General features: G+C 44.5%; 16 protein-coding genes. 6 read left to right on the top strand and 10 right to left on the bottom strand.

Translation table 11 applies throughout. The features are described from left to right. Positions 1-5: 5 nt before the first annotated feature. Entirely contained in the window at positions 6-605 is a 600-nt protein-coding gene (locus tag A37S_RS0110865) for an RNA polymerase sigma factor (RefSeq protein ID WP_028297002.1), read from the bottom strand. Positions 606-814: 209 nt separating this feature from the next. Here A37S_RS0110865 and A37S_RS0110870 point away from each other — a divergent pair, with 209 nt between their 5' ends. Next, positions 815-1,792 (top strand): polyprenyl synthetase family protein, encoded by a 978-nt coding sequence (locus tag A37S_RS0110870; protein ID WP_028297003.1) that lies wholly within the window; start codon positions 815-817, stop codon positions 1,790-1,792. Here A37S_RS0110870 and A37S_RS0110875 read toward each other — a convergent pair. Next, complete coding sequence (locus A37S_RS0110875; protein WP_028297004.1) at positions 1,789-2,583, bottom strand: SDR family oxidoreductase; 795 nt, start codon at positions 2,581-2,583, stop codon at positions 1,789-1,791. The two genes, A37S_RS0110870 and A37S_RS0110875, sit on opposite strands and share 4 nt — an antisense overlap. A 14-nt stretch (positions 2,584-2,597) precedes the next feature. Further along, the gene (gene recR / locus A37S_RS0110880; protein ID WP_028297005.1) at positions 2,598-3,212 is read right to left on the bottom strand and encodes a recombination mediator RecR; all 615 of its coding nucleotides are present in this window, start codon (positions 3,210-3,212) and stop codon (positions 2,598-2,600) included. Positions 3,213-3,291: 79 nt separating this feature from the next. Between recR and A37S_RS0110885 the strand changes: the two genes are divergently transcribed. Continuing rightward, complete coding sequence (locus A37S_RS0110885) at positions 3,292-3,522, top strand: 4a-hydroxytetrahydrobiopterin dehydratase (protein ID WP_028297006.1); 231 nt, start codon at positions 3,292-3,294, stop codon at positions 3,520-3,522. Positions 3,523-3,537: 15 nt separating this feature from the next. On the opposite strand, the gene lysA is transcribed toward A37S_RS0110885, so the two are convergent. From lysA to A37S_RS0110925, 7 genes are all read right to left on the bottom strand, one after another. Then, the gene (gene lysA, locus A37S_RS0110890; protein ID WP_028297007.1) at positions 3,538-4,710 is read right to left on the bottom strand and encodes a diaminopimelate decarboxylase; all 1,173 of its coding nucleotides are present in this window, start codon (positions 4,708-4,710) and stop codon (positions 3,538-3,540) included. Positions 4,711-4,727: 17 nt separating this feature from the next. Next, on the bottom strand, positions 4,728-6,041 hold the full coding sequence (locus A37S_RS0110895; protein WP_028297008.1) for an aspartate kinase: 1,314 nt from the start codon (positions 6,039-6,041) through the stop codon (positions 4,728-4,730). A gap of 125 nt (positions 6,042-6,166) precedes the next feature. Continuing rightward, positions 6,167-7,054 carry a Ppx/GppA phosphatase family protein gene (locus tag A37S_RS0110900; RefSeq protein WP_028297009.1) on the bottom strand — a complete coding sequence of 296 codons (888 nt, stop codon included), beginning with the start codon at positions 7,052-7,054 and terminating at the stop codon, positions 6,167-6,169. Between the two features lies 1 nt (position 7,055). Continuing rightward, positions 7,056-9,134: a polyphosphate kinase 1 gene (gene ppk1 / locus A37S_RS0110905; protein ID WP_036602240.1), complete on the bottom strand. Its 2,079-nt coding sequence runs from the start codon at positions 9,132-9,134 to the stop codon at positions 7,056-7,058. A 21-nt stretch (positions 9,135-9,155) separates the two neighbouring features. Beyond that, positions 9,156-10,187: a Gfo/Idh/MocA family oxidoreductase gene (locus A37S_RS0110910; protein WP_028297011.1), complete on the bottom strand. Its 1,032-nt coding sequence runs from the start codon at positions 10,185-10,187 to the stop codon at positions 9,156-9,158. 126 nt (positions 10,188-10,313) lie between these two features. Further along, positions 10,314-10,874, bottom strand: coding sequence for a DUF4142 domain-containing protein (locus A37S_RS0110920; protein WP_028297012.1), 561 nt, complete (start codon positions 10,872-10,874; stop codon positions 10,314-10,316). Between the two features lie 231 nt (positions 10,875-11,105). Continuing rightward, positions 11,106-13,682 (bottom strand): phosphoenolpyruvate carboxylase, encoded by a 2,577-nt coding sequence (locus tag A37S_RS0110925; protein ID WP_028297013.1) that lies wholly within the window; start codon positions 13,680-13,682, stop codon positions 11,106-11,108. A gap of 273 nt (positions 13,683-13,955) precedes the next feature. Between A37S_RS0110925 and A37S_RS0110930 the strand changes: the two genes are divergently transcribed. The 4 genes from A37S_RS0110930 to A37S_RS26650 form a co-directional block, all read left to right on the top strand. Further along, entirely contained in the window at positions 13,956-14,516 is a 561-nt protein-coding gene (locus A37S_RS0110930; protein WP_051293032.1) for a Crp/Fnr family transcriptional regulator, read from the top strand. A 63-nt stretch (positions 14,517-14,579) separates the two neighbouring features. Continuing rightward, positions 14,580-15,236, top strand: a complete 657-nt coding sequence (locus A37S_RS0110935; protein WP_028297015.1) for a hypothetical protein — start codon at positions 14,580-14,582, stop codon at positions 15,234-15,236. Between the two features lie 17 nt (positions 15,237-15,253). Further along, positions 15,254-15,619, top strand: coding sequence for a VOC family protein (locus A37S_RS0110940; protein WP_028297016.1), 366 nt, complete (start codon positions 15,254-15,256; stop codon positions 15,617-15,619). Positions 15,620-15,799: 180 nt separating this feature from the next. Then, on the top strand, positions 15,800-15,967 hold a 168-nt coding region (locus tag A37S_RS26650), incomplete at its 3' end, for a helix-turn-helix domain-containing protein (protein WP_084163862.1).

The raw sequence follows: 15,967 nt of genomic DNA on the forward strand, positions 1-15,967 counted from the left end.
TTAAATTAACCGAGGTTTTGTATCATGGCGACCATGTAAACAACCGAAATGGTCAGTTCGCCATGGCTGGCCAAAAAGACCCTGACCGATGCCAATCCCTTGTACAACTGCTTTTTGACCACATTTTTGGAAATATGGAGACGTGCGGCAATTTCATCGAGCGATAGATCCTCTTTGGTCTTGAGCTCCACAATGATTTTTCTTTTGGGGGGTAATTGCTGTATGGCTCGATCTGCCAATAGCAAATGTTCTTTAAGGATCACCGTTTCTTCGGGGCTCTCGAACGCGGCGTCATCTGCCACGGCAATGGCCACCTTCATGGCCGCATATCGCCCTTGCTTCCGTATCTCGTTCAGCAATTTGTTTCTCGTAGCGCGAAGCAAATAGGCCTTGATATGCTGTACGGAAGACAAGCCAGACCGGTGTTCCCACACTGCAATAAAAATCCGTTGGGTAATCTCTTCACTCAAATCAGTATCAGCGGTTATGGCATACGCATAATTGTACACCTGATGGAGATACCTACTATAGAGCACACGAAAAGCTTCGCGATCGTCTTGGCGACCTAAGCGCACCAAAAGATCCTTATCGGAAATATGCATCATATACCACCCTATTAGACCTGCCTACCGAGCAAATACGGATAGAAGCCATGAACTAATTGCGAATAAATAGATTTATAACTTTTGTAAAGTAAAAAATAAAAAACCGTTTTAGCAACTATTAATCACAAATAATAAAGGAGGAAAAGTATCCGCATCAATACCTCGCCCGAAATATCAAATTATTTGGCAATAATGGCTAAATTCGCCCCATGTATTCACTTAGCGAGCTACAGGATATTGTCAGCCAGTCCATAGCAGAAAAGAAATTTCCTCAAGAACCACATTTACTTTATGAACCCATAACCTATTTCCTGCGCTTGGGCGGAAAGCGGTTAAGGCCTGTACTCACGCTGATGGCTAGCGATCTCTTTGCAGTCGATATCAAACCGGCCATCCCTGTGGCATTAGCGATCGAAGTATTTCACAACTTCACGCTCATGCACGACGACATTATGGACAAGGCTCCTTTGCGTCGCGGGCAGCCTACCGTACATGAGAAATGGACGGTGAATACGGCCATCCTTTCTGGCGATGCCATGATGATACTCAGCTATCAACTATTGGCAGAAGTACCGCAACAGTACTTATATGAAGTACTCCGCGTGTTCAACAAGATGGTATTGGAAGTATGTGAAGGCCAACAGTACGATATGGAATTTGAATCCAGGGAATCGGTAAGCGAGGACGAATATATTCAAATGATTCGGCTGAAGACTTCGGTGTTGATAGGCACGGCGCTGAAGATTGGAGCTATATTGGCCAACGCACCCGCAGAGGATGTGGAACATATCTATGATTTTGGTGTCAACATGGGCATTGCTTTCCAAATTCAAGATGATATACTGGACGTCTACGGCGATCCAAGCAAGTTTGGCAAGCAGGTGGGAGGAGATATCCTGGAAAACAAAAAAACCTGGTTGCTCATCAAGGCCATGCAATTGGCTACAGGCGAAAAGCTAGGTTTATTGCAATCGTGGATCAGCAATAGAAATCCCCACGATGCAGAAGAAAAGGTGAAAGCGATCACTGCCATCTATGACCAGCTCGAGATCAAACAACAGGCCGAGAAGCTGAAAAATACTTTTGCTGACCGTGCATACCAAGCCCTTGAACAGATAAAAGCTCCCGAGCAACGGAAACAGGCATTGAAAGTATTCGCCGCCAAGCTGCTCATTAGGGAGAACTAGTTTGCGAATAGCTTATACACCTTCTTATCTACCCACGCCGGAATCCATTTGTTAAAAAATACGGCCAATTTGCCTTGCGTGGTGAGCACCAGCGTTCGCTGTCGCTTGGCCATGGCCTTTGCAATCCGTTTGGCCACAAGCTCGGCTTTCATCATCTTACCTTCGTCCATATTGGTCTCGCCCGTTTGCTTCCCATCTTTATCATAAGCGGTTTGCCTAATATGGGATGCTGTGAAACCAGGACAGGCGAGCAGTACGTGCAAGCCCGAATACAGGTTTTCCACGCGCAAGGACTCTAAGAAACCATGTATGGCAAATTTGGATGCCGAATAGCCGCTGCGTCCGGGCAATCCCCTATAACCAGCAATGGAAGAAACGGCTACCAAAGACCCCTTGGATTTGAGCAATTCGGGCAAGGCGTATTTGGTGCAATAGACCGTACCCCAAAAGTTGACGTCCATCAGGCGCCGCAGCACCTGAAGTGCTACCTCGTCAAAGGTAGCACGCATGCTCACACCCGCGTTATTTATCAATATATCTATTCGTTTGAAGGTCATCATAGCCTGAGCAATCAACTGCTTACAATCCTCTTCTACCGAGACATCGCAAGCCACGGCCACGGCTCGTATGCCATGAGCTGCCTCCAGCTCCTGTGCTATCTGACATAGGTCTACGTATCGCCTAGCACCCAGCACCAAGTTAGCCCCTTCGGACGCCAGATGCCTAGCCAATGCCAATCCAATACCCGAAGTAGCACCAGTAATAACTACTACCTTTTTCTTGTAAAACATACGCAAATTGATCGTTAAGCTATATTCTTGCCATAAGGCACCCGGGTGAGTATAGACCTGCCCAGCGTCACCTCGTCCACATATTCCAATTCGCCCCCAAAAGCTATTCCCCTGGCTATTGTACTTATCTGTATGTCAAAATCCTTAAGCCGCTTATAGAGGTAAAATATGGTGGTATCGCCCTCCATAGTAGCGCTCAATGCCAATATTACCTCCTCCACCTCGCCCTTAGCCACCCGTTCTATCAAGCTTTCTATCTTTAGGTCGGAGGGGCCTATGCCGTCCATAGGAGAGATAAGCCCGCCCAATACATGGTACACGCCTTGGTATTGATTGGTATTCTCGATGGCCATCACGTCCCGGGTATCTTCCACCACGCAGATCATCCGCTTATCGCGTTTAAGTGAATTACAGATCTCGCAGACATGCTGATCGGAAATATTGTGGCATAGCTCGCAAAAGCAAACTTCGGTTTTCAGCTTCAGCAAAGACTCGCTGAACCTAGATACCTCCGCATTGGGTTGGTCCAATAGGTGGAGTACCAAGCGCAAGGCCGTCTTTTGCCCAATTCCCGGCAAACGACTAAATTCATTGACCGCTGCTTCCAGCAGCTTGGATGAAAAGTTCATTGTACAAACTTACGTGATTTTACAGATCGAACAAAACGCATCCGCACTTGTTCCCTTATAACATTAAATCAATGTCATCATGTGGGAAACAAAGCAAGATAGCCTATACAAATCATTCGAGTTCGAGAATTTCTCCCAAGCCTTTGCCTTTATGGTTCGGGTAGCTTTATTGGCCGAAAGCCATAAGCATCATCCCAAATGGACCAATGAATGGAACAAGGTGGAGATATGGCTCTCATCGCACGATGCAGGCAATAAAGTGACAGAGAAAGACGAGGCCTTGGCTAAGGAGATAGACCAATTGCTTTGAAAACACAGAGAACGATTATTCTTCTATTTCGTCGCTGTACAGGTACCTGATCTCATTGCGCAGGTTGTACCTGGAGGCCATCACCTCTCCATAGGCGCCTGCCGTCCGAATGGCGATGAGGTCTCCCCTATGGGAAACAGGCAGGGTTACCTCTTTGCCAAAACAGTCTGTACTTTCGCATATCGGTCCTACCACATCGTATTTTACAGCTTCGCCATGCGGAGCATCCATAGAAAGGCGTTCTATCTTATGATAGGCCTGATACAGTGCGGGGCGCATCAATTCGGTCATGCCGGCATCCAAAACGAGGAAATTCTTTTTGAGTCCATTTTTAACATACAGCACCCTGCTTACCAATGTTCCACATTGCGCCACCAAGGCACGGCCCAGCTCAAAATGCACCTCCTGCCCCGGAAACTTGGGGAGAAATTGATCGAAAATAGAAAAGTAAGCTTCGAAATCGACGATGGGCCGCTCATCAGGCTCCTGGTAGTCAACACCAAGGCCTCCTCCCACGTTCAACACCTTCACTCTATAGCCTCGCTCATCAAACCACTGGTTAAACTCATTTACCTTTGTGCATAGGCTCTTGAATACGTTGAGATCCGTGATTTGCGATCCAACATGAAAATGGATCCCTATCAGTTCTATATTTTCCTGGTTGGCTTTCAGGGTAGCAAGGCAGTCGTTCAGCTCCCAAGTTTTGATGCCAAACTTGTTTTCATCCAGTCCAGTGGTGATATAATGGTGCGTATGGGCATCTACATTGGGATTGATACGCAAGGCCACACGGGCTTTTGCCGACTTTGCCCGTGCCAGCTGCGATATAACGGATAGCTCCTGTACAGATTCCACGTTGAATGCGAAAATACCCGCATCCAAAGCTTGGTTGATTTCCTTATCCGATTTACCCACACCTGCAAATACGATCTTGTCGGGAGAAAAGCCTATTTCTACGGCCTTCAGCACTTCATTGCCACTCACGCAGTCTGCCCCTATGCCAGCCTGTTGTATATACTGTAAAACTCTATCGTTGAAATTGGCCTTGAGAGCATAATGTATATGGTATCCGTAAGGTGCGGCAGCATCCACGGCTTTTTGTAAGGTATCCCGAAGCAAGGACAGGTCATAATAGTAAAGGGGAGTTTCCCTTCGTTCAAGCTCGGCAATAATATTTTTCGTAAACATGTTGTGTTGATATCCCATTAAAATAAACGATCGTGCAAGGAGCGTAGTGCCTCCACCTTGTCATTGGTATCCACCAAGATAGATATATTGTATTCACTTCCTCCGTAAGAGATCATACGAACGGGGATATGTTTCACGGCATCGAGCACGCGCGCTACATAGCCATGTGCGTTCATGCTGAAGTCGCCGACCACACAGATGATCGTCTGGTCGGTATCTATCGTCACTTTCCCAAAGTCGTTCAGCTCCTTTTCGATTTCGGCCAGATAACGAGTTTCGTCTATGGTAAGCGACACGGCAACTTCCGCCGTAGTGATCATATCAATGGGAGTCTTATAACGCTCAAATACCTCAAACACCCTGCGCAGGAAACCATATGCCAATAGCATACGCGAAGAGTGGATATGAATGGCCGTAATACCGTCCTTTGCCGCTATGGAACGAATTTGCCCTTTGGCAGCACCGTCCTTGCTGATCAAGGTGCCAAATGCGCTGGGATCCATCGTATTTAGCAGACGTACGGGAATACCATAGCGCTGTGCCGGGAATACACTCTGTGGATGCAGTATCTTGGCTCCGAAATAAGCGAGTTCCGCTGCCTCGTCAAAGGTGAGGTGGGCTATGGGTTTCGTGTTTTTGACGATGCGCGGATCGTTGTTATGCATACCGTCAATATCTGTCCATATCTGTATCTCATCGGCCCTGATAGCCGCACCTATCAGGGATGCCGTATAATCACTTCCCCCTCTCCGCAAATTGTCGATCTCACCAAAGGAATTCCTGCATATATAACCCTGGGTGATAAAAAAATTATGATCTGCGTTGGCCTTCAACAACTTGCCCAGTTCCTCACCGATGTAGTCGATCATAGGCTCATTGTCTTCATCAATTTTCATGAAGTCTAGCGCAGGCAACAATTTGGAGCGAACCCCTATCTCCGTTAGATAAAAATGGTACAGAGTAGTGGATATAAGCTCTCCTTGTGCCAATATAACTTTTTCTTCTAAAGGAGTAAATAGCTCAGTGGCAAAGGAAGCGATCAAATTGAAGTGATAGTCTATCAGCTCTTTTCCGTTCAACTTGCCTTCTTGCGTCGCAAACAGCTCATCGACAAAATCCTTGTATTTGGCATGCAGTTCCTTGATCAGTATTTCGGCTTTCTTTTTATCGCCTGTCGAGTAAGCCGAAGCAATTTCTACCAAAGCATTTGTCGTGCCAGATACGGCAGACAGTACCACGATCTGACGTTCCGCGGGATTGACGATGTCCAGAAGCTTTTTCATACGCTCGGGACTTCCCACAGAAGTACCACCAAATTTTAAAATTTTCATCTTGATTATTTCCGTTATTTGCCACCCCGAACCGCTCTTGCACGTTGCCTATCAGGCTAAGCTGATGCGTTTAGGAGATTGGGCGCTAAAAATAGAACAATTGAAGCGAATTACAAAAAGCTTTTTTATTTTGCCTTTTTATATTCTTCGTCCAGTAAAAGCTGTATGATTCCATCTACCAGTCCTACCTGAGGGACGATAATCTGTTTTGCCCTGCCCCAGCGCATGGCTTGCAAAAAAATCGTACAGGCGGGCACGATCACGTCCGCCCTATCGGGCTTAAGGCCCAAGATATCTATCCTTTCCTGCAGGCTATGCTCTTTTATAAATTCATATTGTTTCCGCAGCTTGATGTACGATATCGGATTACCTGGCTTCAGATTGGCCATGCTTTTCAACTTGTTTATATTGCCTCCCGTACCAATGGCCACAAAATCCCCTATCTGCTTTTTGTACCCCTTCACCCACTGCTTCATGGATTCCCAAGTTTCCTTTTTATCCTGACCATCCAGGATGCGGATGGTACCCAAATTGAAGGAGCAGGCATCTATTAGCTTTCCCTTTTCAAAGAGCGAAAGCTCTGTGCTTCCTCCCCCAACGTCTATATAAAGGTAATTCTTGCCCTTTTCCAAGCGTTCCTCCACATGACTGCTATAAATGATCTCCGCCTCACGAGCCCCGTCTATTATTTCCAAATTGATACCTAGGTCAGCAATTTTCTTTACCAGATATACTCCATTTTTAGCTTCGCGCATGGCCGATGTAGCACAGGCCATATACGGCCCCACCTCAAATACATCCATTAGATTTCGAAAAGCCTGCATGGACTTCAACAGAGCGTCTGCCTTTTCATCGCTTATGTATTTTTTCGTAAACGCATCCTTTCCCAAGCGCAACGGTATCCGTAACAACGTGTTTTTGGTAAATCCAAACCTACCATCAGACTCCTTTTGCTTCTCGGCAATAAGCAACCGAATGGCATTCGACCCGATATCTATCGCTCCATATCTCATATCAATTGTTTTTCGCTTTTAAGTACCTATATATTTCATGTTGCGCCCTATGCACCTCTTCGGCAGGTTTCCGAGTGGCATATTTCCATTTCTTATTGCTCTTCATTTCCCTAGCCTTTGTATTATCCCGCAATTGGATATCGATCATATCCCGAACTTCTTGTTGTATCCGCTTGTCCAATATAGGAAAGCTAACTTCTACCCGCCTATCTAAATTGCGCGTCATCCAGTCGGCAGAAGACAAATACATCAGCTCTTGGCCACCATTGCCAAAAATATATACGCGAGCATGCTCTAAGTACCTATCTACTATGCTGCGCACCGTGATATTTTCGCTAATGCCTTTGACACCTGGCACAAGACAGCACATCCCCCGAACGATGAGCTGTATCTTCACTCCAGCACAGCTTGCCTCATATAGTTTCAATACCATTTGCTCATCAGACAAACTATTCATCTTCAAAATCATATAGGCTTCTCCTCCTCCCCTGGCCCGTTTCATCTCTTTATCTATCAAGCCCATGAACTTGTTTCGCATATCCGTTGGTGATGGAACGAGCACCCTGCACTTTTTGTTCAATTTCCCACCAAACATCCTTTTAAAAATGTAAGACAGGTCGTAGGTGATGTCTTTGTTGGTTGTAAATAGGCTGTGATCGCAATAGGTCTTCGCACTCTTCTCGTTGAAATTCCCTGTAGCCAAATTGGCGTAATGCTGGATTTTCCCGTGCTCGCGCCTAGATACCAAGCAAATCTTGGAGTGAACCTTGATTTCCAACGGGCTAAAGGAAACTTTCACCCCTCCCTCTATGAGCTTATTGCTCCAGAAGATATTGGCTTCCTCGTCAAACCTTGCTTTGAGCTCAATGAGGCAATTGACGTGTTTGCCGTTTTTTGCCGCGTTGATAAGCGCATTGATCACCTTACTATTCTCGGCCAGGCGGTACAGCGCTATATTGATTTCGGAAACCTTGGGATCCATTGCTGCTTCGCGCAAGAAGTGAATGATATAATCAAAAGATTGGTATGGAAGACTGACTAGAAAATCACTTTTGGCAATCTGTGAGAAGATACTCTTGCCCAACTGAAGCCCCGCAATGGGCAAGGGCGGCATGGGTTGATACTCCAAATCTTCTACTCCAATATTGGGAAATGATATGAAATCCCTGAAATTAAGATATAAACCGCCAGGGATAAGCGTTTCCTGTGGGATATACATATTTCGCACAAGAAAGTTCAACATATCCGTAGGTATTTCGCGCTCGTACAGAAGCCTCATGGGCTTGCCCTTTCCACGAGTTTGCAAGCTTTTTGTCAGAGCAACTATAAACTTCTCATTTACATTAGGATCTATATCTAGCTCGGCATCTCGCGTAAGTTGAATAGCATAGGCTTCTATTTTATCATGTTCAAAAATAAAAAAAAGCTCATCCAAGCAATAACGAATTGCATCTTCCAACAGTATGACATACCTTCCGCCACTGGAGCTGGGTAGCTGCAAAAACCGATCAAGAACTTTTGTAGGAATCTCCACCAAGGCATAGCGTTTCCTTTTACCTTGTATAAGCTTCACCAGAAAATAGATCCGTCTGTCCTTGAGCTCGGGAAACTCACCTTTTGCATAGTTACTTTTCAGTATCAATGGCACTAGGTTGGGCATAATCTTTTCTCGAAAATAATGCCTTACGTAATTCCCTTTTTCCTCATCCAGTTCTCCACTTTTGATAACGTAGATGCGATGTGAAGCCAGCTGTGGGATAATCTCCTTTTCAAAAAGGTAATCGAAGTGTTGTTCCTGACGCAACACGATGGATTTAATTTCATTCAATATCCTTTTGGGACTAAATCCCAGCAAGTTCTTGGTCTTTGTATTAAGCTTGCTAAGTCTATTGAGCGTTGCCACACGAACCCTGTAGAATTCATCCAGATTGGAAGAAAAAATAGCCAAGAAACGCAACCTCTCTATCAAGGGTACTTGATGGTCCGAGGCCTCTTGTAGCACCCTATCGTTGAATGCCAGCCAACTGATTTCCCTATTGACATACGGCAATCGTCTATTCACTGTGACTAGGTACGACATAAAAAAGCGGTTTCTTTAGATTCAGTTATTCCATACGTCCAGCTCCAGCAATTCCATCTGCCATAAAATCTGTTCGGCAGTGATTGGATAAGGTTTGCCTAGCCTAATTTGCTCATATACGGCATCGAACAGCTTGCTATAGTTCCCTTTCAATCCGTCCCTAAAACTCACTACTTTATCTCCCACCTCGTCCACTACCGTCAGTAGACCTTCCTGTCCAGCTTCCTCTACGCCATAATCGGCATCACTAGGCAGCACCCCTTCCTGCAACTGCAATTCCTGCACATCTGATCTGGATTTCTGGAACGAGCCCTTGACACCATTTACCACATAGCCTGGCAGTGGCTGTGCTGCCAAAAGACTTCCCGTAACATATACCATGAACCCATTGGGATAGCTGAGTATAAAACTGAAGTAATCATCCACTTCCGAACCTGGTCTATGTGAACCACAAACTTTGATGGCCTTCAAAGGTTTGCCGAACAATGAAATTACCTGATCCAACATATGTGGCCCCAAATCATATGCTAGACCACTAGCCTCCTGCTTTATTTCTTTGAAAAGTTTCGCACTCTTTGCCAGTCGATAGCGATCGAATCGCACGTGAAATTCAATCAGGTCTCCAAGTATGCCGCTCTGCATTACCTGCTTCACAGCCTTGAAATCGCTGTCCCAACGCCTGTTTTGAAACACCATGCATTTTTGTCCACTTTTCTCGGCCATTTCAAAAAGCTCCTTTGCTTCCTTGCTATTATTTGCGCAGGGTTTCTCAATCAAAACGTCCTTGCCAGCGAGCAAGGCTTGCTTGGCATAGGTGTAGTGGGTTTGGTTAGGTGTATTGACAATGACAAGCTCTATATCCGGATCGTTTATTAACTCCTCTACAGTATCATAACTGATAATATGAGGATAGCGCTCATTGGCTATCTTTCTGGATCTTTCCACCACGGCACGAAAAATAAAATGCTTGTTTATCTCAAGAAATGGCGCGTGAAATACCCTTCCCGACATACCATAGGAAAGGATACCTGCTACTACGGGTTTTATGGACATGATCTATATTCTTTTAGGAAAAACAACAAATAAAAAAACACTTATAGCCCATGCTTGTTTCGTGCACAGCCTACAAGTGTTCAAAAACATCTATTCCAAGAACACCTTAAATGGTGCCATGTACCTTTAATGGTGCGAAGAATGACCTTCAGAAGGTGCTATGGAGGCTAACGTCTCCTCCAATGCAGGCAACACCTCTTGGGCATAGTCCCTCAATGGCAAACTAGTATTGCGCTCTACTTGTTTGAACTGCGCTATTACCTTTTGCTGGTTCTTAACCGATGATTTCAGGTATGCTTCTCCCAAAACATCCGCCTGCGCTGAGTCAAGACCATGAGCCAGTTCAAATTTGGCCAAACCGGGCTGCGGAATGAGCACATCGGCATCGGTGGCAAGTTGGGCAACCTTTTCCAATATTGCCTGATACTGGACAGATACCTTACTGGCCACCTGCTTAGCCTCGCCACTACCCTTGGCATCCAGCTGCTTGGCAAAGGCAACTTCGTCACTTGCAGTTTGATAAACCGCTCTGAAAAAGGTATAAGCCTCGTTATCGGCCTTGGTAGCATTGGTAAGATACAAGTTGTTCGGCGTTTTGTTATCACCTACAGTGGTACATGCATTCATAGAGACCAATGTCGCAACAGCCAATGCCCCTGAGAGAAATCCTCTTTTTTTGCTCTTCATCTAAAAAACATTTTTATAATGGCGGTACGCGCTATCGCTTGATGACCACCATTTGGTTAATAGCCTTTATTTATCTTATATGGTCTACAAAAATATATTTTTTATTTATAAACCTTTAAACTTTTAAACGTAAACTTTCCTAAAGTTCGAAACCTCCCTCGACTAACTTTCCTAAAGTTCCAAACTTTAGGAAAGTTTAAAACGTCGGAACTTTAGGAAAGTTTAAACTTATTAAACCAAATTTCTTCCAGCATTGACGATGCCGTAAACCGTACGTGTCAATAACTTGCTTAGCACTTCATATTGCGGATCACTATTTTCCGTTTTATGGAGCATCTTGATCGCGTAATGCTGGATAATAACGAGTGGCTGGATAATTTTCTCCCTGATGGAAATAGACTTGCGTTCTATCGGATACTTCTCCATTAACACCTTGCTATCGCTCAAACGCAAGACATATTCCTTGGTGAGGTAGAACTCATCTCTCAGCATCACATAAAAATTTCCAAACTCCGCGTCTTTCTCCAAATAAGAAGTGATATCGAAATTAGATTTAGACATGGCCATGATACTGTTGTCAATGATCGTTCTAAACATACCAGAACTATGGTACAGCCTAGCCACCTCATCCCAGCGACCGTCCTTATCGGCCTGTTGCAGGGCAGTGCCAAGACCATAAAAGCCCGGCACGCTTTGTTTCAATTGAGACCATGCCGTAACGAAACTAATGGCCCTCAGGTCTTCTAGGCGCAACTTGGCCTCCGAGTTGCGCTTCACTGGCCTACTGCTGATATTAATGGATGATAAAAACTTAAGAGGGCTCAACTCTTCCAAGTAACGCAAGAAGAGCGGGTCGTGCCTTAAACTCATAAACTTCTGATGGCTATAGTGGGCCATCTTATCGATCAATTCCTTCTCTTCACTGTCAAGTGTATCCCCTGGATTTTTGTGCATGGCCGAAGCAATCCCCGCATGTAGCAACTGTTCGATATTGAACCTTGCCGAATCAAAAGAACCGTATTGACTACTGATGGTTTGCCCTTGGATAGTCAATTGGATATGATTGTTGGCAATCTCCTCTCCCATCGAAGCATAGAAATTATGCGTCTTACCGCCGCCGCGTGCGGGAGGTCCTCCACGACCGTCAAAGAATGTCAAATCAACATCAAACTCACGAGATATGGAAGTGAGATCGATCTTCGCCCTATAGATGGACCAGTTGGCCATGAGGTAGCCCCCATCCTTTGTGCTATCGGAGAATCCAAGCATGATGGTTTGTCCATTGCCAAGAAATGCCAAATGCGCAGCATATGTCTTATGAGAATAAAGCGTCCTCATCACATCTTCTGCCCTTTCCAGATCGTCCACCGTTTCAAAAAGCGGAACAAAATCCACATAAAGTTCGTCTTGCTTCCAACCACACCACAAAAACAACTGCATGAGCTCCAGAATATCCGAAGCTTGTTGGCAATTGCTAATGATGAAACGATGGCAAGCTTTTGTCCCTCCCGCCGATTGTATGTCCTTTACATATCGAATGGTGGCTATTGTATCTTTTACCAATGGATCTGCATCGTCTCCGAATGATAGGTCCAATTCATTGAATTGTATTGCCTTTACTTTATCCTCTTCCGGAAGATCGAAAAAGTTGGCTTTTATTGTGGTCTCCTCGGGATATTTCTCCGACAGATAGGCAAATGTTTCGCGCAGCACGCTACTGTCTTGCCTGATATCAAGCGAAGCAAAGTAGTTGCCAAAGATTTTCACCTTACGTAGAAGATCGTCCACAATATTGATGAATAGGCTATCGTGATAGTCGCGGATCACCCTTTTAATCTCTTCCAGGTTGTCGATGATTTCTTCCTTTACATCCTGCGGCTTGTCCGAGGGATTAAAGCTGTTTTCATAGAAAAGATCTTGCAGCCTCGCCATGTACTTCTCTACCCCTTTGAAAGTAATGCGTCTTTTCAGTATTCTAAAATCACGGTAATAGCAGCGGAACAAAATGGTCCTCAGCAGTGCTGACACCTCTTTGGTGCTTTCCACACTTACGTTCGGATTTCCATCCCTATCGCCTCCTGGCCAAAAGCCTAGTTCTATTATCTGCCTTTCATCCTCTGGGGAGATATCGAAAGTCTCGTCAATGGTTCTTTGGATATCCGAAGCAGCGTGATAGAACACGTGCTCTAGAAACCAGGCCAAACTTCTCGCTTCATCTACCGGGGTAGGCTTTGCCAAGCGCAGAAAAGGCGTTTTCCCCAGCTGCTGCAACAACAGGTTTATGGTATTGATGTCGTTCTCTTTCAGAGCATGGGTCAGATCATTGATAATAGCCAATACTTCACCGGGATAGAACTGTGTGGGATGCGCCGTAAGCACTAGGCGAAGAGAGAAATCCTTCAACTTATCCAATACCTGATTGCGAAATTCGGAATTGCTATCTGTTAGTTTCAAATAATCATCCAGCAATCCGGCATCGTCCGCCCTTCCTGTTTTCAAGAATGCCGCATCTTCTACGGCATCAAACAACACGACCTGCCTTTCTATATATTGGATAATACGAAATAGCAAATCCATTCTGTCCGACACTTGAACATACTGTTCATACTGACCGAAAAAACTTTCTATAATGTCCTCTGGATTTAGCTTGTCCTGAATAGACTGCTCGACGTGGGATGCAAAAAAAGGAAGCAGTCGACCAGTATGTTTTACTTGATAAAATGGTAATGTCTGAAAAAGACTATTGTACAACTCAAAGCGCGTAAGCACTTCGCTATTGTAAATAGCCTCCTTAGTACTTGATTTCATTCGATTGTTTTTTGTTTATTTGACGAACAAGGGGCAAGGAAACCCATATTCACCAATGTTCAAATTAAATTCCACCGTTATAACAATTGTTAGCTTAGTATTCCTCTACGTCTCAACTAGACATTCTGCTAAATTACAATTTAAACCATATATCGTATACGAAGTTTCTAATATTTTTATTCTTTTTCAAGAAAAGCCATTTTTGGATGACATACAACGGAAAATAGCTCGTATAATTACAACTAGGAGGTAAATGAAGCGAAACAGGAAAATATGGAACAACAATCAATAGTCAATAAAGCGCTGGAAAAAATAGGTGATTTTTCGGCAAGTGAGTTCAACATGATCCATGCGCACGCCCAATTTAGACAGTTGAAAAAGAATGATATCCTACTTAAGGAGGGACAGGTTTGCAGCGCGATTTATTTTATCATAAAAGGGGCTTTCTATCAATACCGGATGAACGACGTGGACGAAAACATCATTGAACTGCACGTAGACAATGAATGGTTCCTGAATAACACGAGCTTTATTACGCAAAAACCATCTTTTGACACCATTAAGGCGTATGCCGACAGCGAGATTTTGGAACTGAATATTCACTCCATTCACAAATTGATAGAAATCTCGCCCGTATTTTTTCAACTGGGCAAACTTTTACAACCAGCCGCCGTGCGTACGCAGTTTTTCGACAATACCATGACGCCCGCCGAAAAATACAATTATGTCCTGGAACATCGGCCACGGCTACTGCAAAGTTTTCCATTGAAGTACATAGCCTCGTACCTGAAAATGGCTCCTGAAACGTTGAGCAGAATAAGAGGAAAGCATTGATTTTCATTTCTTGATTTCAGTCAAGTCAGTGTACGGAATAAAAACCTGAGTTTTGTGTCCGACATGAGGAATCAAAAAATGGACAAAGAATTCAGCAGAATTTCCAGCATCAGTCTTGTAATTGGGTCTACGCTAATGGCTGCAACCCTGGTACTGCATCCAAGTGGTGGAAGCATGGAGCATATACTCAACATAAAAACCATACTGATCACGTCCCATTCATTGGCTATTTTAAGCTTGCCTTTCATTGCTTTTGGCTTTTGGGGGCTGTCGAATGCATTGCTAACGAAAAGCAAGATTTCCATGCTCTCGTTTATCATATCTTGTTTCGGCCTTTTTGCCGCAATGGTGGCAGCAACGATCAATGGCCTCACATTGCCCCTATTTCTTTCCAAAGCCGCCCTGAGAAATATCGACTTCAATATCGTCAATACGATACGCGCTTATGGCGACAACATCAATATGCCGACGGCTTACCTTATGTTCGCAGCATTTGCCTTGTCGATTGGTATTTGGTCGATACTTATCATCCGCAGCGAGAAATTCCCAAAATGGATAGGCTATTATGGATTGTTGCTTATCTTGCTCGGCATATTCGCTTTATTCAACAAGTATAATCTCATAGGTTTACTCGGATTTAGGACAATCGTTTTGGGCATCATTGGTTGGACCATAGCCGTTGGAACTAAAATCCTATTTACAAACAGAAAACACGCTTAACATAAAAACACGGTCATATGAAACATACGGCAAAATCAATAAGGGCCTTTATTGGAACCAAAAATTTCGATGAATCCCGTCACTTTTACAACGACCTGGGATTTGAAGAATCGATTATCTCAAAAAGCATGTCTTATTTCAAGGTTTCGGATATGCTGGGATTTTACCTGCAAAATGCCTACATCAAAGACTGGGTAGACAATTCGATGTTGTTTCTTGAGGTCGACGATGTCGATCGGTATTGGAATGAACTTCAAGGTCTCGGATTGCATCAGAAATATGCAAGCGTCAGGTTGACGCCTATCAGGGAGGAAATTTGGGGCAAGGAATGCTTTATGCATGACCCCTCCGGCATACTCTGGCATTTCGGACAATTCCGCTAAAGATCTCCAGTTCGAAACTGACCTTATCGGCTTTAGGAGCCTGAAAATGCGCTTTGGAAATATCTAGCTTGGATAGCGTAAGTTCAATTAAGAAATGCAACAAAGGTTGAAATAAACATGCCAATTGGGGGTACCCCCAATTGGCATGTTTAAGGGAAAAAAACGACTTTTGAATTGCGAATGGAAAAATCACATTTAACCCTGGAACAAAGGTACGAAATCCAGGCTTACAGAGCGAGCGGAAAGAAGATCTCGGAGATCGCCGTTATCATCGGCAGGGACAAATCGGTAGTCAGCCGAGAGGTTAAGCGCAACAGTAATCCCAAAGGGGTCTACAAGGCCTCCTAT

It is taken from the genome of Olivibacter sitiensis DSM 17696 (genome assembly GCF_000427965.1).
Lineage (GTDB): Bacteria > Bacteroidota > Bacteroidia > Sphingobacteriales > Sphingobacteriaceae > Olivibacter > Olivibacter sitiensis.

Excerpts from the sequence above, each read along its gene's own strand:
- A37S_RS0110865 (WP_028297002.1), bottom strand. The coding sequence starts at position 605 with ATGATGCATATTTCCGATAAGGATCTTTTGGTGCGCTTAGGTCGCCAA.
- A37S_RS0110870 (WP_028297003.1), top strand. The coding sequence starts at position 815 with ATGTATTCACTTAGCGAGCTACAGGATATTGTCAGCCAGTCCATAGCA.
- A37S_RS0110875 (WP_028297004.1), bottom strand. The coding sequence starts at position 2,583 with ATGTTTTACAAGAAAAAGGTAGTAGTTATTACTGGTGCTACTTCGGGT.
- recR (WP_028297005.1), bottom strand. The coding sequence starts at position 3,212 with ATGAACTTTTCATCCAAGCTGCTGGAAGCAGCGGTCAATGAATTTAGT.
- A37S_RS0110885 (WP_028297006.1), top strand. The coding sequence starts at position 3,292 with ATGTGGGAAACAAAGCAAGATAGCCTATACAAATCATTCGAGTTCGAG.
- lysA (WP_028297007.1), bottom strand. The coding sequence starts at position 4,710 with ATGTTTACGAAAAATATTATTGCCGAGCTTGAACGAAGGGAAACTCCC.
- A37S_RS0110895 (WP_028297008.1), bottom strand. The coding sequence starts at position 6,041 with ATGAAAATTTTAAAATTTGGTGGTACTTCTGTGGGAAGTCCCGAGCGT.
- A37S_RS0110900 (WP_028297009.1), bottom strand. The coding sequence starts at position 7,054 with ATGAGATATGGAGCGATAGATATCGGGTCGAATGCCATTCGGTTGCTT.
- ppk1 (WP_036602240.1), bottom strand. The coding sequence starts at position 9,134 with ATGTCGTACCTAGTCACAGTGAATAGACGATTGCCGTATGTCAATAGG.
- A37S_RS0110910 (WP_028297011.1), bottom strand. The coding sequence starts at position 10,187 with ATGTCCATAAAACCCGTAGTAGCAGGTATCCTTTCCTATGGTATGTCG.
- A37S_RS0110920 (WP_028297012.1), bottom strand. The coding sequence starts at position 10,874 with ATGAAGAGCAAAAAAAGAGGATTTCTCTCAGGGGCATTGGCTGTTGCG.
- A37S_RS0110925 (WP_028297013.1), bottom strand. The coding sequence starts at position 13,682 with ATGAAATCAAGTACTAAGGAGGCTATTTACAATAGCGAAGTGCTTACG.
- A37S_RS0110930 (WP_051293032.1), top strand. The coding sequence starts at position 13,956 with ATGGAACAACAATCAATAGTCAATAAAGCGCTGGAAAAAATAGGTGAT.
- A37S_RS0110935 (WP_028297015.1), top strand. The coding sequence starts at position 14,580 with ATGAGGAATCAAAAAATGGACAAAGAATTCAGCAGAATTTCCAGCATC.
- A37S_RS0110940 (WP_028297016.1), top strand. The coding sequence starts at position 15,254 with ATGAAACATACGGCAAAATCAATAAGGGCCTTTATTGGAACCAAAAAT.